The 14,545-nt window shown below is 68.1% G+C and carries 14 protein-coding genes; 9 read left to right on the top strand and 5 right to left on the bottom strand.

Features of this window, described 5'->3' with window-relative positions:
* Nucleotides 1–197: 197 nt before the first annotated feature.
* The 6 genes from JL100_RS29120 to JL100_RS29095 all read left to right on the top strand — a co-directional run bounded on the left by JL100_RS29120 (nt 198) and on the right by JL100_RS29095 (nt 5,234).
* A complete protein-coding gene (locus JL100_RS29120; protein WP_202680860.1) occupies nt 198–536 on the top strand; it encodes a toxin-antitoxin system TumE family protein in 339 nt (112 codons plus the stop codon).
* Entirely contained in the window at nt 533–919 is a 387-nt protein-coding gene (locus JL100_RS29115; protein ID WP_228420971.1) for an HVO_A0114 family putative DNA-binding protein, read from the top strand. Before JL100_RS29120 ends, JL100_RS29115 begins: the two co-directional genes overlap by 4 nt.
* 180 nt (nt 920–1,099) lie before the next feature.
* Nucleotides 1,100–2,086 carry a CorA family divalent cation transporter gene (locus JL100_RS29110; RefSeq protein WP_202680859.1) on the top strand — a complete coding sequence of 329 codons (987 nt, stop codon included), beginning with the start codon at nt 1,100–1,102 and terminating at the stop codon, nt 2,084–2,086.
* A 94-nt stretch (nt 2,087–2,180) separates the two neighbouring features.
* Nucleotides 2,181–3,578, top strand: a complete 1,398-nt coding sequence (locus tag JL100_RS29105; RefSeq protein ID WP_202680858.1) for a sensor histidine kinase — start codon at nt 2,181–2,183, stop codon at nt 3,576–3,578.
* Between the two features lie 160 nt (nt 3,579–3,738).
* The gene (locus JL100_RS29100) at nt 3,739–4,299 is read left to right on the top strand and encodes a hypothetical protein (protein ID WP_202680857.1); all 561 of its coding nucleotides are present in this window, start codon (nt 3,739–3,741) and stop codon (nt 4,297–4,299) included.
* 98 nt (nt 4,300–4,397) lie between these two features.
* Nucleotides 4,398–5,234 (top strand): transglutaminase-like domain-containing protein, encoded by an 837-nt coding sequence (locus JL100_RS29095; protein ID WP_202680856.1) that lies wholly within the window; start codon nt 4,398–4,400, stop codon nt 5,232–5,234.
* A gap of 345 nt (nt 5,235–5,579) precedes the next feature.
* On the opposite strand, the gene JL100_RS29090 is transcribed toward JL100_RS29095, so the two are convergent.
* On the bottom strand, nt 5,580–6,332 hold the full coding sequence (locus JL100_RS29090; protein WP_202680855.1) for an SAM-dependent methyltransferase: 753 nt from the start codon (nt 6,330–6,332) through the stop codon (nt 5,580–5,582).
* Between the two features lie 13 nt (nt 6,333–6,345).
* On the bottom strand, nt 6,346–6,747 hold the full coding sequence (locus tag JL100_RS29085) for a metallopeptidase family protein (protein ID WP_202680854.1): 402 nt from the start codon (nt 6,745–6,747) through the stop codon (nt 6,346–6,348).
* Nucleotides 6,748–6,805: 58 nt separating this feature from the next.
* Here JL100_RS29085 and JL100_RS29080 point away from each other — a divergent pair, with 58 nt between their 5' ends.
* Nucleotides 6,806–7,108, top strand: coding sequence for a 4a-hydroxytetrahydrobiopterin dehydratase (locus tag JL100_RS29080; RefSeq protein WP_202680853.1), 303 nt, complete (start codon nt 6,806–6,808; stop codon nt 7,106–7,108).
* Between the two features lie 169 nt (nt 7,109–7,277).
* Here the strand turns inward: JL100_RS29080 and JL100_RS29075 are convergent, their stop codons facing one another.
* Nucleotides 7,278–7,661: a c-type cytochrome gene (locus JL100_RS29075; protein WP_228420970.1), complete on the bottom strand. Its 384-nt coding sequence runs from the start codon at nt 7,659–7,661 to the stop codon at nt 7,278–7,280.
* Between the two features lie 220 nt (nt 7,662–7,881).
* Between JL100_RS29075 and JL100_RS29070 the strand changes: the two genes are divergently transcribed.
* Nucleotides 7,882–8,916 carry an SDR family oxidoreductase gene (locus JL100_RS29070; protein WP_202680852.1) on the top strand — a complete coding sequence of 345 codons (1,035 nt, stop codon included), beginning with the start codon at nt 7,882–7,884 and terminating at the stop codon, nt 8,914–8,916.
* 9 nt (nt 8,917–8,925) lie between these two features.
* Here the strand turns inward: JL100_RS29070 and putA are convergent, their stop codons facing one another.
* Nucleotides 8,926–12,678: a bifunctional proline dehydrogenase/L-glutamate gamma-semialdehyde dehydrogenase PutA gene (putA, locus tag JL100_RS29065; RefSeq protein WP_202680851.1), complete on the bottom strand. Its 3,753-nt coding sequence runs from the start codon at nt 12,676–12,678 to the stop codon at nt 8,926–8,928.
* Between the two features lie 144 nt (nt 12,679–12,822).
* Here putA and JL100_RS29060 point away from each other — a divergent pair, with 144 nt between their 5' ends.
* Entirely contained in the window at nt 12,823–13,284 is a 462-nt protein-coding gene (locus tag JL100_RS29060) for an Lrp/AsnC ligand binding domain-containing protein (protein ID WP_202680850.1), read from the top strand.
* A gap of 487 nt (nt 13,285–13,771) precedes the next feature.
* Here the strand turns inward: JL100_RS29060 and JL100_RS29055 are convergent, their stop codons facing one another.
* A complete protein-coding gene (locus JL100_RS29055) occupies nt 13,772–14,491 on the bottom strand; it encodes a heme ABC transporter permease (protein ID WP_202680849.1) in 720 nt (239 codons plus the stop codon).
* Nucleotides 14,492–14,545: the final 54 nt, after the last annotated feature.

Genomic DNA, 14,545 nt, shown 5'->3' with positions numbered 1-14,545 from the left:
CGGCACGGAAACGGCAACCGCTTGGATTATCCAGGATGAAGACGCTAGTATGGAGGGAGATGCTTTCCCGGAACTCAACGAACTTGGACTCGCATCAAAGTCGTTGAGAATTCGCTGGGAGCCGCAGTTTGCCCATATTATCATCTCCTCATAAGTCCCTTCAGAGAGATGACGGAGAATGCAGAACCGATCCGGGCATGGAGGGACTGCTGGATTTGCATGGATCCATCCTGGAAATGGGAGGAGGGTATTGGGTTAAAATAGTCGCCCAAGCCATTCCCCCAGACCAGGAAAGGCCTTACGGCATCAGCTATAGCCTTACTTTGCACCACCCGGATGGTAGCCGGATGATGGGCTATGACAATGCCCATCCGATACGAACCGGGCGGAGCGCCGCGAAAGCGGATCCGGGAAATTTCGATCATCGTCATTTGCGCGGGAAAACGGCATCTTACCTTTATTCAGATGCCCAATCTCTCCTCGGAGATTTCTGGAATGACGTCAATGCGATCCTCAAGGAGGAGGGCGTGCCGTGAAGAATGAAGAGCATGTTCTGAGGATCGGGATCGCTTCGCGCGAGGAAATCCAGGCGCGGACACTCGCGATCGTCCGCGGAGATATCAAGACGACCGCGGAAGAGCCGAAGATCTGGTTCACCTCCATCGAGTCACTGGCCCAGGTTCTGTCCACCAGGAACAAGCTGTTGCTCGAACTGATCTCGGAGGCGAAACCGCGATCCATGACCGAGCTGGCCGCCCTGTCCGGGCGCAAGATCGGCAACCTTTCCAGAACGCTCCACACCATGGAGCGTTACGGCCTAGTGCAACTGAGAAAGGAGCCGGGCGGAGCGGTCCGGCCCGTCGTGCCGTATTCGCAGGTCAAACTGGATCTCAGCCTGGGTCATTTCCAGGCGGCGTGACCGATCGCGACTCCCGGGTCATTCCGTTCCGGGCGGCACCGGTTCCGGCCTGCCGATCCCTTGCATTGACGATCCGCAGGGACGGAAGCGGTTGAGTCGAGAATATCTGTTTCCATCGCCGTTCATCTGCGGCAAGAGATAACCGACCTCTCCGGCCTCCACCGACGCGGCGCGCGTGCCATGACCGATACCCTCGCCAACGGGCTGATCTGCGCTTACGGCTTCGGCCCGGACGGCACGGCGCGGGAGCTGTCGTTGCCGGTGCTGGCCGACCTGTTGCGCACGCCGGACGGCTTCGTCTGGGCCCACCTGAACATCGCCGTCTGGCCGATGCGGACCTGGATCGCCGAGCGCGGCCACCTGCCGGAGACCGCGCGCGAGGTGCTGGTCTCGATCGAGGACGTGCGTCCCCGGTTCGAGCGTTGCGAGGACGGGCTGATCGGCACGCTGAGCGACGTGCAGCATGATTTTTCCGGCCAGAGCGGCGACATCGGCACCCTGCATGTCTGGTTCACGCGGACGATGCTGATCACCTCGCGCAACCATCCGCTGACCGCGGTGGACAAGCTTCGGCTGGACATCCGGAACGGGTTCCGGCCGGCCAGCACCGGCGAGCTGATCGGCGCCCTGATCGACCATCTGGCGGCCAGCTTCCAGAAGGTGATCGAGGGGATGGCCGATTCCCTGGACGAGATCGAGGACGCACTGCTGGCCGGCTCCTCCGCCGACCTGCGCAGCCAGCTGGGATCCCTGCGCCGGCAGGCGGTCAGCCTGCGCCGGCAGCTCCTGCCGCAGCGCCAGGCGCTGGCGAGGCTGCTCAGCCACCCGCCGGGCTGGTGGTCGTCCGACGACACCTACGACCTGCGGGAGGCGGTGGACCGCTTCTCCTCGGTCGCCGAGGACCTGGGCGCCGCCGAGGACCGCGCCAAGGTGCTTCAGGACGAACTGTACGCCAAGCTGGCCGAGGAGGGGAACCGCAACCTGTTCCGGCTGTCGATCGTGACCCTGATCTTCCTGCCCATGACCCTGGTCACCGGCATCTTCGGCATGAACGTGGCCGGGCTGCCCGGCACCCACGACGGGCATTCCTTCCTGTGGGTCCTGCTGCTGATGGTCGCCTCGGCGGTGGCGACCCTGCTGCTGCTCAAGGTGAAGCACTGGTTCTGAGCCGGCGGCGGTTCCGGAAGCTATACATTTAGTATCCGTATGAAATTGTTTCATTCTGAGTTATCAGGTGCGGGGTCCCTGAAAGCTCGCCCCGATGAACATCGACATCTTCACGCTGGTCCTGGTGCATTCGCTGGTTTCGGTGGCCCTGGGGGGCCTGATGCTGGTGTTCTGGTCGACCCACCGCAGCCTTCCCGGCCTGAGGCACTGGACCGTCGCGACGCTCCTGCTCGGCGCCAGCACCCTGATCTCCACGATGCGCGGCACCCTTCCCCAGGTTCCGGCGATCCTGGTCTCCAACGGCATGATCGTGCTGAGCTTCGCTTTCTTCTACAACGGCGTCCGCGAGTTCGGGGGAACGCCGGGGCGCTGGGGAGCCGCGGCCGCGGCGACGGGTCTGCTGGTGCTGTTCCAGGCCTGGTTCACCCTGGTCCAGGACGACGTGTCGATCCGGATCGTGGCCCTGTCGATCGTCCTGTGCGCCGGCTGCCTGCTGACCGCGCGGGAATTGCTGCGGGTCGCCCGCCCCGGCATGCGGGCGACCGCCCTGACCGCGGCGCTGCTGTTCGCCGTGGCCGGGCTGACCCTGGCGGCGCGGGCCGCCTCGACCGTGGTCGAGCCGCCTTTGGCCGACCATATGGGCCGCTATCCGGCGCACGCCGTGCATTTCCTGGTGTCCATCCTGAGCAGCATCCTGCTGGTCTTCTGCCTGCTGATGATGGCGGTCCAGCGGCTGAACCGCGATCTGGTGCAGCGCGGGCGGCAGCTGGAGGAGGCGCTTCACCGGTCGGAGGACGCCAGCCGGGCCAAGGAACAGTTCCTCGCCATGATGAGCCACGAGCTGCGCACGCCGCTGAACGCGATCCTCGGGTTCAGCGAGCTTCAGCGCAGCCAGATCTTCGGCCCGCTGGGGCACCCGAGGTACCTGGAATATGCGGGCGACATCCATTCCTCCGGCACGCACCTGCTCGGGCTGATCAACTCGATCCTCGACATCTCCAAGGCGTCGGCAGGCAAGCTGGAGGTGGCGGTGGCGCCGGTCGATCCGCTCCCGATCGCCGACGAGATGCTGCGGGTCATCAGCCACGCGGCCCTGGCCAAGCGGATCACGATCGCCCACGATCCGGCGCCGGCACCCCGGTGCATGGCCGATGCCCAGGCGCTGCGCCAGATCCTGCTGAACCTGCTGTCCAACGCCGTCAAGTTCACGAGCCCCGGCGGCATGATCAGCCTGCGGGTCGTCGGGCTGGACCCCGGGCGCGTCGGGTTCATCGTGGCCGACAGCGGGATCGGCATGGACCCGGCCGAGATCCCCAGGCTGCTCAAGCCCTTCGAGCAGTCGTTCAACATCTATTCCAGCGCCGGCCAGGGCACCGGGCTGGGGCTTCCCATCGTGGACGCCCTGGTCGGGCTCCAGGGCGGCAGGCTGCGGATCGACAGCGCTCCCGGGCTGGGCACGACGGTGACGGTCGAGCTGCCGGCAGCGGCATGACGGCGCAGTGATCGCCGGCGTTCCGCAACTGTTCCGATTCCCCCTTGTTGATCAGCGCGGAAGACACCTAATATTCGGCCTGGGAAGCAGCCGTTCGCGCGGACGGTCCCGGTGAATTCGATTATGAATTCGGCGTCGATGACTCGGGAGTGTGCCTGGCATGACGACACTCAAGGAATTCGAGGAAGCATTGCGCGAGCAGGGGATGGACTCCGCCCTCGCCGTCCTGGAAAAACTGAAGGACCGCGACCGTGCGAAGCGGTCCGTGGCGCCGGCCCGGCGAATAACGGGACGCAAGATGACGCCCGAACTGGCGCGCGAGATCCTCGATCTTCATGAAAAGACCAAGATGACGCAGCAGGAAATCGCCTTCAAGGTCGGGGTCAACCAGGGTCGCGTCAACGAGGTGATCAAGCGCGGCAAATGGCTGAGCGGCGATCCCCAGTCACCCGAGGCGCTGGACCGCGACGCCGCGCTGGACCGGGCGGCCAGGGGCATCGGCAAGGCGGCCAAGCCGGAGAAGGCGCCCAAACCGGACAAGCCGGCCAAGCCTGAGAAGGCGGCCGGTTCCAGGAAGTCGGTCGCGAAGAAATCCGCCGCCGATGCGGGAGCGAAGCTGGCGGAGGCGACGCGCGCCGTCCGGCAGGCCGCCAAGCCGCCGGAAAAGCCGGTCCGGAAGCTCAAGGAAGACGGAAAGCAGCTGGTCCTGGGTGACCTGTAGGGCGCGGATACGGGTTAGGACCGCTTCGCGAGGGAACCGCGGCGCACCATCGGCGTTTTGACGCCGTTCCAACTGGTGCGCGTCGCGCGGAGGCCGTCATGAAGTATTCTGTAAGCTGCAAGCTGGGTTACGACGTCGAGGAAGAAACGGTCTGCTTCTTCAACATTCAGCCCGCGCAGTTCGACCGCCAGGTGATCCTGGACGAGCACCTGGACCTGGACGGCGGGCGCGAGATCGACCGCTTCACCATGGGCGAGTCCGGCAACCGCTTCTTCAAGGTCGTGGCCCCTCCCGGCAAGCTGCTGGTCCGGTACCACGCCGACGTGGACCTGGATCCCCTGGTCGAGGACCCCGCCGGCATCGGCCAGGTGGCGCCGATCGACCTGCCGCTGGACGTGCTGCCGCACCTGAACCCGTCCCGGTTCTGCCAGTCCGACCGGCTGCGCGCCTTCGCGTCCCGGCAGTTCGGCGAGTTCGCGCCCGGGCACCAGCGGGTCACGGCGATCTGCAACTGGATTCACGACAACCTGGAATACCTGCCGGGAAGTTCACACGGGACGACCTCGGCGGTCGATACCATCATCGACCATGCCGGCGTCTGCCGCGACTTCGCCCATCTCGGCATCACCCTGTGCCGGGCGATGGACATTCCGGCGCGCTATGTCAGCGCCTACGCGTTCCGGCTCGACCCTCCCGACTTCCACGCCACCTTCGAGGCCTTCCTGGGCGGGCGCTGGTACCTGTTCGACGCGACCCGCAAGGCGGCGCTGGACGGGCTGATCCGCATCGGGGTCGGCCGCGACGCCGCCGAGGTGTCGTTCTCGTCCTTCTTCGGCAAGGCCACGCCGGGCGAGATGGAGGTCGCCATCAGCTCGCCCGACCGCGGCAGCGACGAGCAACTGACGACCGACGCGGTGAGCCTGTCGGAGCGCTGAGGCGGCACCCCGGCGGCCGATGCTTCGGCCGGGACGGACTATTCCCCCACTTCATGTTTTGCGATGCGTTGGGCCACGGCCCAACCTACGGTTCGACGCAGGGCGGAGGTGATGCAATCCGTCGATCGTAGGTTGGGCCGGCTGCCCCAGGGCGAATCAACCTGATCGGGCACCGCTCCGGCGGGGGCGATGCAAGCGTAATTCAGGTTCTTGCCACAGATTACGGCGATGGACAAAGATACGGATCGGATCATCTGAGGATATCGCCGTAATCTGTGGCCAGTTTTCTTCATTCCATGCCGCCCTCGAACAGGGCAGGCCGGATCGATCTGGTCGGGTACCGCTCTAGGATCGGGCCAGGATCAGGAAGACGTAGCCGTAGCTGTCGCCGTGGCGGCGGTGGAGGTCGATTTCACGCTGGGAGTCGTCCAGCACCTCCGCCCAGGCGGCGTCCTTCGTGTGGTGTCGGCGAAGTTCCATTATGCGTGCCTCCAGCGGCGTGTAATATTCGTCCCACCAGGCCTCGCGCGGCAGGGTGAAGGCGTCGATCACCCGGTAGCCGGCGTCCTCCGCGATCCGCCGGCTGCCCTCGACGCTGGTCATGGCGGGATAGGCCGCGTCCCAGAACTCCAGCGCCTCGGCCGGCGGCGCGTCGGTCAGCCAGACGCATTCGGTGACCGCCACCAGCCCCGAGGGCTTCAGCAGGGGCCGCCATGCCTGAAGGCCCGCGCCGAAGCCGACGGAGTAGATCGCCCCTTCGGACCAGATCAGGTCGAACGATCCCGGCGGGAACGGCGGTGCCGCCATGTCCGCCGCCAGCGGCTCGATCCGGTCCCCCAGCCCTTCCGCCGCCGCCCGGGCGGCCAACTCGTCCAGGAACGGCCGGTGCAGGTCGATCGCGGCGACCAGCCCGCCGGTCTCCCGCGCCAGGACCAGCGCCGATCGGCCGGGGCCGCAGCCGGCGTCCAGGATGCGCGGAGCGGACGGCAGCAGGCCCGTGCCGGCGACGATGCCGAGAGCCCGCGCGGTCAGGGCGTCCGATCCGGGCGCCTGGCGGGGCAGGCCGCGGTGAAGTTCGAAGAATGGGGCCGGGTCCATGATGTGACGCCCTTCAGTCGGGAACGCTCGCCTCGATCTCGTCCATGTCGTCGTCGGAGAAGCCGAAATGGTGGCCGATCTCGTGGATCAGGACATGGCGGACCAGATGGGCCAGATCCTCGCCGGTCTCGCACCAGTAGTCCAGCAGCGGCCTGCGGTAGAGATAGATCATGTCCAGGTCGCTCGGCGTGGCGGTGACGCTCTTGTGCGCCAGATCGACTCCCCGGTAGAGGCCGAGCAGGTCGAAGGGCGAGTCCAGCTCCATCTCCCGCTCGGTCTCCTCGTCGGGGAAATCCTCCACATGGATCACCACGTTGCCGACGAAGCGCAGCAGTTCGGGCGGGATGGTCCGGAGCGCCTCGTCGGCCAGCGCCTCGATGTCGGCGATGGTTGGGGCATTGATTTGTCTGCTCATGGGGGCGCATTCTCCTGATCGACCGCTGGAGATCATACGAAAAAGAGGGAGGCTGAATATGGTCGAGAAACTGGTCGGCGCCAGACGTCAATCGGCGCTCGCGGAGCTTCACGGCTGGTCGGAGGTGGAGGACCGCGACGCGATCCGCAAGACCTATCATTTCCCCGATTTCGCGACCGCCTGGGGCTTCATGACCCGGGTCGCCCTCAAGGCGGAAAAGATGGACCACCACCCGGAATGGTTCAACGTCTACAACCGGGTCGAGGTGATCCTGGCCACCCACGAGGTGGAGGGCCTGTCCGAGCGCGACGTGGAGCTGGCCCACCACATGGACGGCATCGCGCTTGAGCACGATCGCTGATCGGGCCGCCGACCGGACGGAGGGTGATGGACCGTAGGTCGGCCTCGGCCGGAGGCCGACGCCGACACCGTGGCCGGAGCGCCGATGCAGGGCGTCGGCGTTCGCCCTGCGGGCGAAGGCCGACCTACGGTTGATGCAGCTCTAGGTTATATTATAAGTCCCGCGGGGCTTACTTCAGGGCCTTCAGGAACTCGATCAGCTCGTCCTGCTGCGCCTTGTCGGTGATGGCGACATGGCGCATGCGGGTGCCGGGAATGAAGGTGTCGTTGCCCGCGATCCATTTGCGGAGCGTCTCGTCGTTCCAGACCACGCCGGACTTCTGCACCGCCTCGGAATAGGCGAAGCGCGGCACCGAGCCCGCCTGGCGGCCATAGACGCCGATCAGCGTCGGGCCGAAGGCGTTGGCGGAAGTGTCCAGCGAATGGCAGCCGGCGCATTGGCGGAACGGATGGCTGTCCGGGACGGGCTTGGTCTGCGCCGTCGCCTGGCCTGCGGCGAGGGCGCCTGCGAGGGCCAGCATCAATACCGGCAGTTTTCGGGCCAGCAGTCTCATGGTGTTCGCCTCTGTTCAACAGGGCTGCCGCGGCCGGCCCCAATCCGGCACCCCACCGCAACCCTGGCCCGCGCACTATAAACGCGGGCGGCGGGGCCGGATAATAGTACCAATGATGGAAGGGTTATTATGCCGCGCCCCCGGGAAACCGCCGCAAGGAACCCCGGGCGCATTCCCGCTGTTGGTGGCCGATGTTCTCCGTTTCCTTGGAAGATTTCCCATGCGCGTACGACTGAAACCCGTGGAAGACCAGGTCATCGTCATCACAGGCGCCAGCAGCGGCATCGGGCTGGCGACCGCCCGGATGGCCGGCCGGCGCGGCGCGCGGCTGGTCCTGGCGGCACGCGACGGGAACGCGCTGCGCGAGATCGAGACCGATATCCGCCGCGAGGGCGGCCAGGCGGTCTTCGTGGAGGCCGACGTCGCCGACGAGGACGCCATGATGGCCGTGGCCGAGACGGCGCTCCGCGAGTTCGGCGGCTTCGACACCTGGGTCAACAATGCCGGCACCTCGATCTACGGCAAGGTCGAGGACACCCCGATGGCGGACCAGCGGCGGCTGTTCGAGACCAACTACTGGGGCACGGTGATCGGCTCGCGCATCGCCATGACCGGCCTGCGCCACCGGGGCGGCGCGCTGGTCAACGTGGGCAGCGTGCTGTCGGACCGGGCGGTGCCGCTCCAGGCGACCTATTGCGCGACCAAGCATGCGGTCAAGGGCTTCACCAACGCGCTGCGCATGGAGTTGGAGGCCGACGACGCCCCGGTCTCGGTCACCCTGATCAAGCCGGCGGCAATCGATACCCAGCTGGAGGAGCACGCCAGGAGCCTGACGGGCGCGGAGCCGCTCAACCCTCCCCCGGTCTACGCGCCGGAGACGGTTGCCGAAGCGATCCTTCATGCGGCCGAACATCCCGTGCGCGAGCTGACCATCGGCAGCGCCGGCAAGCTGATCTCCCTGTCGGAAGCCCTGGCGCCGCGCCTGACCGATAGGGTCATGGAAGCGGTGGCGCCGGGCTGGCAGCGGAGCGGCGGCCCGCTTCGCCGCCGGACCGACAACCTCTACGGCCCGGCGGGACATGACGGCGACGAACGCGCCGGCCGGCACAGCTTGGTCCGGGAGCGGAGCTACTACACCACGGCCGCCATGCACCCCGTGGCGGCGGCCGCCCTGGTCGCCGGCGTCGCGGTGCTGGGTGCCCTTATGGTCGGGGGCGGGCGCCAGATCCGCCACCGGGACATGGGATACGACTGAGGCCCCGGCTCAGCCGTCGCCCAGCGTCAGCAGGGAGGCGTTGCCGCCGGACGCGGTGGTGTCGATGCTGACGACCCATTCGGTCGCGAAGCGCTCGACCCCTTCCGCGAGCGTCGCCAGCGGCACGCGGCGGCCATCCCGCTCCGCCAGCGCCCGGCGCAGCGGGACGGCCTCCGCGTCGGTTCCCTCGAACGCGACCACGCCGAGGTCGGGAAAGTTCCGGAGCGTTTCGGCGGCATCGGCGACCGTCACCGCGGCGATCACGCCGTCGGGAACGCCGGCCTTGCGCAGGGCCTCGACCACGGGGCCGGCCGCGGGGTTGTTCTCCGCCAGTGCCGCCGCGTTGCCGGCGGCCAGCGCCAGGAACGCCTGGGCCACCAGGACGCCGGCAGGATCTGAACCGTCGCCCCGGCCCGCATCAAGGCCCCCGCCCAGGCACAGGGCGATGCCCCGGCCGTGCAGGGCCAAGTGGTTGCTTTCGCCGGTCGGGCCGGGCAAGGGTTCAGCCGCCGAGAAGGCGGGCGAGGCCGCCGCCAGCGCCGCCTCGGCCGTCGGCCGCAGGGCTTCCGGCAGCAGGGTGACGGCCCGCCGCAGGATCACGGCGCGGTCGGTGCGGGCGTCCCAGTCCGGTCCGGCCAGCCGCGCGGCCTCGGCGAAGGCGGTGGGATCGGTTCCTCCCCTGCCCCCGTCCCGGCCGACCGGCGGGACGAAGGAGGCGGCCGAGGGCATGGACGCCGGGGCGGGACGGGTGAAGCGGGCCAGATAGTGCGGCCCGCCGGCCTTCGGCCCGGTGCCGGACAGGCCCTCGCCGCCGAACGGCTGGACGCCGACCACGGCGCCGATCTGGTTGCGGTTGACATAGACGTTGCCGACCCGGGCGCGTCGGCAGATCGCCTCGATCCGGTCGTCCAGGCGGGAATGGATGCCCAGGGTCAGGCCGTAGCCGCGCGCGTTGACGGCGTCCACTACGCGGTCGATCTCGTGCGCCTCGAACGGGACGACGTGGAGCACGGGGCCGAAGATCTCCCGCTCCAGCGCGTCGAACCGGTCGAGGGCGATGGCCGTCGGGGCGACGAACAGGCCGCCCTCGGCGATCCCTTGCAGCGGGTGGCGGAACAGCACCCGCCCGGCCTTTTCGAAGCTCCGGCAATGCTCCTCGATAATGCCCCGGGACTCCGCGTCGATCACGGGGCCGACATCGGTCGCGGGGTCCCACGGGTCGCCGACCCGCAGTTCCATCGCCGCCCCTTCGAGCATGGCGAGCAGGTGGTCCCGGATGTCGGACTGGACGAACACGGCGCGCAAGGCCGAACAGCGCTGGCCCGCGCTCTGGAAGGCCGAGTTGACGATGTCGCGGACCGCGTGCTCGACCAGGGCGGTGCTGTCCACGATCATGGCGTTCAGGCCGCCGGTCTCGGCGATCAGCGGCGCGCGGGCCGATCCGTGGGCCGCCAGCGCCCGGTCGATCAGGATGGCGGTCTCGGTCGAGCCGGTGAAGCAGACCCCCGCCGTGCGCGGGTCGGCGGTCAGGGCCGCCCCGACCACCGCGCCGTCGCCGGGCAGCAGGGCCAGGACGTCCGGCGGCACGCCGGCCTCCAGCATCAGCGCCACCGCCCGGGCGGCGACCAGGGGCGTCTGCTCGGCCGGCTTGGCGACCACGGTATTGCCGGCGACCAGGGCCGCGACCACCTGGCCCGTGAAGATCGCCAGCGGGAAGTTCCACGGCGAGATACAGACGAACGGCCCCAAGCCTTGCCCCTGTCCCTGGGATCCGGCCGCCAGCCGCCGCGCTTCCGCCGCGTAGTAGCGGCAGAAATCCACCGCCTCGCGCACCTCCAGCACGCCGTCCATGCGGGTCTTGCCGGCCTCGCGGGACAGGATCGCCATCAGCTCGAAGCTGTTGGCCTCGTAGAGGTCGGCGATGCGGTCCAGGATCGCGGCGCGGTCGGCCGGCGCCCGGTCCCGCCAGGCCGGGAAGGCGGCGGTCGCGACGTCCAGCGCGCGGGCGGCGGCTTCCCTGTCGGCCTGCCGGACGGTGCCGACCCGGTCCGTGCCGTCGGCCGGGTTCAGAACCGGCACCTCCTCCCCGTCCAGGACGGAGCCTCCGACCAGGGGCGCCGCGGTCCAGCGGGCCGTGCGGAACGGCGCCATCCCGGCCTCGACCTCGGCCGCCATGACGGGGTTGTTGAGGTTCCAGCCGGCCGAATTGCGCCGTTCGCCATCGAACAGGTCGGGCGGCAGCGGGATCTTCGGGTTCGGCACGGAGGCGGCCGCCTCGGTCGCGGCGATGGGATCGCGGACCAGCACTTCCGGCGGCACGTCCTCGTCCAGGAGCTGGTGGACGAAGGAGGAGTTGGCGCCGTTCTCCAGAAGCCGGCGGACCAGATAGGCCAGCAGGTCCTTGTGGACGCCGACCGGCGCATAGATGCGGCACGGCCGGCCAGCCTCCTCCAGCAAGCGGTCGTGCAGCGCCTGGCCCATGCCGTGCAGCCGCTGGAACTCGAACCCGCCCCCGTCGTTGCCGGCCATCTCCAGCACCGCGGCGGCGGTCTGGGCGTTGTGGGTGGCGAACTGGGGATAGAGGCGGTCGCGGTTGTCCAGCAGGAAGCGAGCGCCCGCCAGGTAGGAGACGTCGGTCGAGGTCTTGCGGGTGAACACCGGGTAGCCGGACAGGCCCAGCACCTGGGAATTCTTGATCTCCGAATCCCAATAGGCGCCCTTGACCAGCCGCACCGCCAGCCTGCGGTCGAGCCGGTCGGCCAGCGCCCGGACCCAACGCAGGACCGGCAGGCACTGCTTGGAATAAGCCTGGACCACGACGCCGAAACCGTCCCAGCCCGCCAGGTCGGGCGATTCCAGCACCCGCTCGATCACGTCGAGCGACAGGGACAGGCGATCCGCCTCCTCCGCGTCGATGTTGAAGCCGATGTTGGCGTCCCTGGCCTTGATCGCCAGGGCATGCAGGCGGGGCACCAGCTCCGCCATGACCCGGTCGCGCTGGGTGGCCTCGTAGCGCGGGTGGAGCGCCGACAGCTTGACGGAGATGCCGGGATTATCGTGGACGGGGGCCTTGGCGTCGGCGTGGCGCGCGATGGCGTCGATCGCGGCGGCATAGCTGTCCCAGTAGCGCCGGGCGTCCGGGCCGGTCCGCGCCGCCTCCCCCAGCATGTCGTAGGAGAAGCGGTAGCCCTTGGCGCGCCGCGCTTCGCCGCGCCGGATCGCCTCCTCGATGGTCCGGCCGAGCACGAACTGCTGGCCCATGACCTTCATCGCCTGGGCGACCGCGGAGCGGACCACCGGCTCGCCGACCCGCTGGACCAGGCGGCGCAGGGTGCCCGCGACCTGCGGCCCGGCGGGGGAGTCGTTGCGGAAGATCCTGCCGGTCAGCATCAGCGCCCAGGTCGAGGCGCTGACCAGCAGGCTGTCGGTCTCTCCGGCATGCTTCGACCAGTCGGCACCGCCGATCTTGTCGCGGATCAGCGCGTCCAGGGTCGGCGCGTCGGGCACCCGGAGGTAGGCCTCGGCCAGGCACATCAGCGCCACGCCCTCGTCCGTGGACAGGCCGTACTCGGCGAGGAAGGTCTCCATCAGATTGGGCGTGGGGTCGGTGCGCAGCCGGCGGACGATCGCCTCGGCCCGGTCGGAAATCCTGCGCCGGGCGGCGTGGTCCAGCCGGATCGCCTCCATCCGTTGCTTAACGACGGTGGCCTCGTCGGCGAAATAGGCCCTGTCGATGTCGTCGCGCAGCACCGCCTGGTCCATCGCTCCGGCACTCCCCCTCGGGTCAAAACTCGATGGCCTGGATTATCCCAGAACGGCAGTAGGCATAGGCTCCGATTTTGGCGAAATTTCAGCCATAGTGCCTGTGGATGGAGAATTGGCAGGCGAAACGGCCTGGGAGGGGTGATGGACCGGATCGACCGCGCGATCCTGCGCGAGCTTCAGCAGAACGGCCGGATATCGGTCGTGGAACTGGCCGGGCGGGTCAACCTGACCAAGACGCCCTGTTCGGAACGGCTGAGGCGGCTGGAGGCGGCCGGCGTGATCCGGCGCTACCGCGCCGAGCTGGACCCGGTGGCGCTGGAGGCGGACCACGTGGTGCTGGTCCAGGTGGTGCTGCGCGGCACGACCGCGGACGAGCTGGAGCGCTTCAACGAGGCGGTCCGCCGGGTGCCGGAGATCCAGTCCTGCCACATGATCGCCGGCGACTTCGACTATCTGCTGAAGGTGCGGACGCGCGACATCCAGCATTACCGCCGGCTGCTGGGCGACACGATCTCGCGCCTGCCCCATGTCCAGCAGACGCACACCTATGTGGTGATGGAGACGGTGAAGGACGACATGACCTTGCCGGTGCCGGGGGGCTGACGGGTTTTGGCCACAGATGCACGCAGATAAACTCAGATGGGATCGACGGATGATCGTCGGCAGCCGGCCGGAGCGCCGGCAGCCGGAGGTTATCTGGGTTTAGAGCGGTACCCGATCAGGTCGATCCGGCCGGGGCAGCCGGGCCGATACGTTGGGCCACGGTCCAACCTACGATCGACGGCCCGCATCACCTCCGCCCTGCATCAAACCTTAAGTTGGGCCGTGGCCCAATGTATCCCGGCGAGTGGAACGGCAGTCTGCATGGACCGGAGCGGGTCAACTGATAGTCCTGCACAATGTTTTTTGATGATATTCGGCGGAGCGGAGTGCCGTAGGTCGGCCTTCGCCCGTCAGGGCGAACGCCGACACCCTGCGTCAACGCTCCGGCCACTCAGATTGGATCGACGGAGGATCGTCGGCAGCCGGCCGGAGCGTCGGCAGCCGGAGGTTATCTGGGTTTATCTGCGTGTATCTGCGGCCAAAATTCCTACCCCTGCGCCTGGGTCAGGCGGAGCATCTGGATCTTGCGGGCGGCGATCTCGCTTCTGACGCGCAGGAGGACGACGGTGATGAAGTAGGTCGTGAAGGCCAGGCCCATGATCAGCAGGGGCGACAGCATGCTGGGATCGATGCTCGGGCCGCCCATCCTCACCACGCTGGCCGGCTGGTGAAGGGTGTTCCACCAGTCGACCGAGAACTTGATGATCGGCACGTTGACCACGCCGACCAGCAGCAGGATGGCGCCGGCCTTGGAGCCGCGCGCCGGGTCGTCGAAGGCGTTCACCAGGGCCATGTAGCCCAGATACAGGAAGAACAGGATCAGCACGCTGGTCAGACGGGCATCCCACACCCACCAGGTGCCCCACATCGGCTCGCCCCACAGGCTGCCAGTGATCAGGCAGACCGCCGTGAAGCCGGCCCCGACGGGGGCGGCGGCCTTGCTGAACAGGTCGGCCAGCGGATGCTTCCAGACCAGCCCGACGGCCGCCGCGATCGCCATGTTGGTATAGACGAACAGCGCCATCCAGGCCGCCGGGACATGGATGTACATGATCCGGACCGTCTCGCCCTGCTGGTAATCGGGCGGAGAGGCGAACAGCGCCAGATAGAGCCCGACGATCGTCAGCACGACGGTGGCGCCCGCCACCCAGGGCAGGACGATGCCGGAGAGGCGGAGAAAGCGCGCGGGATTGGCGAAGCGGTGCATGGTTCCGATCGATCCTGTTTTCCGGAATATGGGGTCGCGCCGGGGGCGCTGTCA

Origin of the sequence: Skermanella mucosa, assembly GCF_016765655.2 — a bacterium.
GTDB classification, from domain to species: domain Bacteria; phylum Pseudomonadota; class Alphaproteobacteria; order Azospirillales; family Azospirillaceae; genus Skermanella; species Skermanella mucosa.
Note: the sequence above shows the minus strand (reverse complement) of the source record. Positions and strands in the feature narration are given on the sequence as shown.

What these genes read in the sequence shown, in the direction of transcription:
- JL100_RS29120 (WP_202680860.1), top strand. Translation starts at nt 198, where the DNA reads ATGGAGGGACTGCTGGATTTGCATGGATCCATCCTGGAAATGGGAGGA.
- JL100_RS29110 (WP_202680859.1), top strand. Translation starts at nt 1,100, where the DNA reads ATGACCGATACCCTCGCCAACGGGCTGATCTGCGCTTACGGCTTCGGC.
- JL100_RS29105 (WP_202680858.1), top strand. Translation starts at nt 2,181, where the DNA reads ATGAACATCGACATCTTCACGCTGGTCCTGGTGCATTCGCTGGTTTCG.
- JL100_RS29100 (WP_202680857.1), top strand. Translation starts at nt 3,739, where the DNA reads ATGACGACACTCAAGGAATTCGAGGAAGCATTGCGCGAGCAGGGGATG.
- JL100_RS29095 (WP_202680856.1), top strand. Translation starts at nt 4,398, where the DNA reads ATGAAGTATTCTGTAAGCTGCAAGCTGGGTTACGACGTCGAGGAAGAA.
- JL100_RS29090 (WP_202680855.1), bottom strand. Translation starts at nt 6,332, where the DNA reads ATGGACCCGGCCCCATTCTTCGAACTTCACCGCGGCCTGCCCCGCCAG.
- JL100_RS29085 (WP_202680854.1), bottom strand. Translation starts at nt 6,747, where the DNA reads ATGAGCAGACAAATCAATGCCCCAACCATCGCCGACATCGAGGCGCTG.
- JL100_RS29080 (WP_202680853.1), top strand. Translation starts at nt 6,806, where the DNA reads ATGGTCGAGAAACTGGTCGGCGCCAGACGTCAATCGGCGCTCGCGGAG.
- JL100_RS29075 (WP_228420970.1), bottom strand. Translation starts at nt 7,661, where the DNA reads ATGAGACTGCTGGCCCGAAAACTGCCGGTATTGATGCTGGCCCTCGCA.
- JL100_RS29070 (WP_202680852.1), top strand. Translation starts at nt 7,882, where the DNA reads ATGCGCGTACGACTGAAACCCGTGGAAGACCAGGTCATCGTCATCACA.
- putA (WP_202680851.1), bottom strand. Translation starts at nt 12,678, where the DNA reads ATGGACCAGGCGGTGCTGCGCGACGACATCGACAGGGCCTATTTCGCC.
- JL100_RS29060 (WP_202680850.1), top strand. Translation starts at nt 12,823, where the DNA reads ATGGACCGGATCGACCGCGCGATCCTGCGCGAGCTTCAGCAGAACGGC.
- JL100_RS29055 (WP_202680849.1), bottom strand. Translation starts at nt 14,491, where the DNA reads ATGCACCGCTTCGCCAATCCCGCGCGCTTTCTCCGCCTCTCCGGCATC.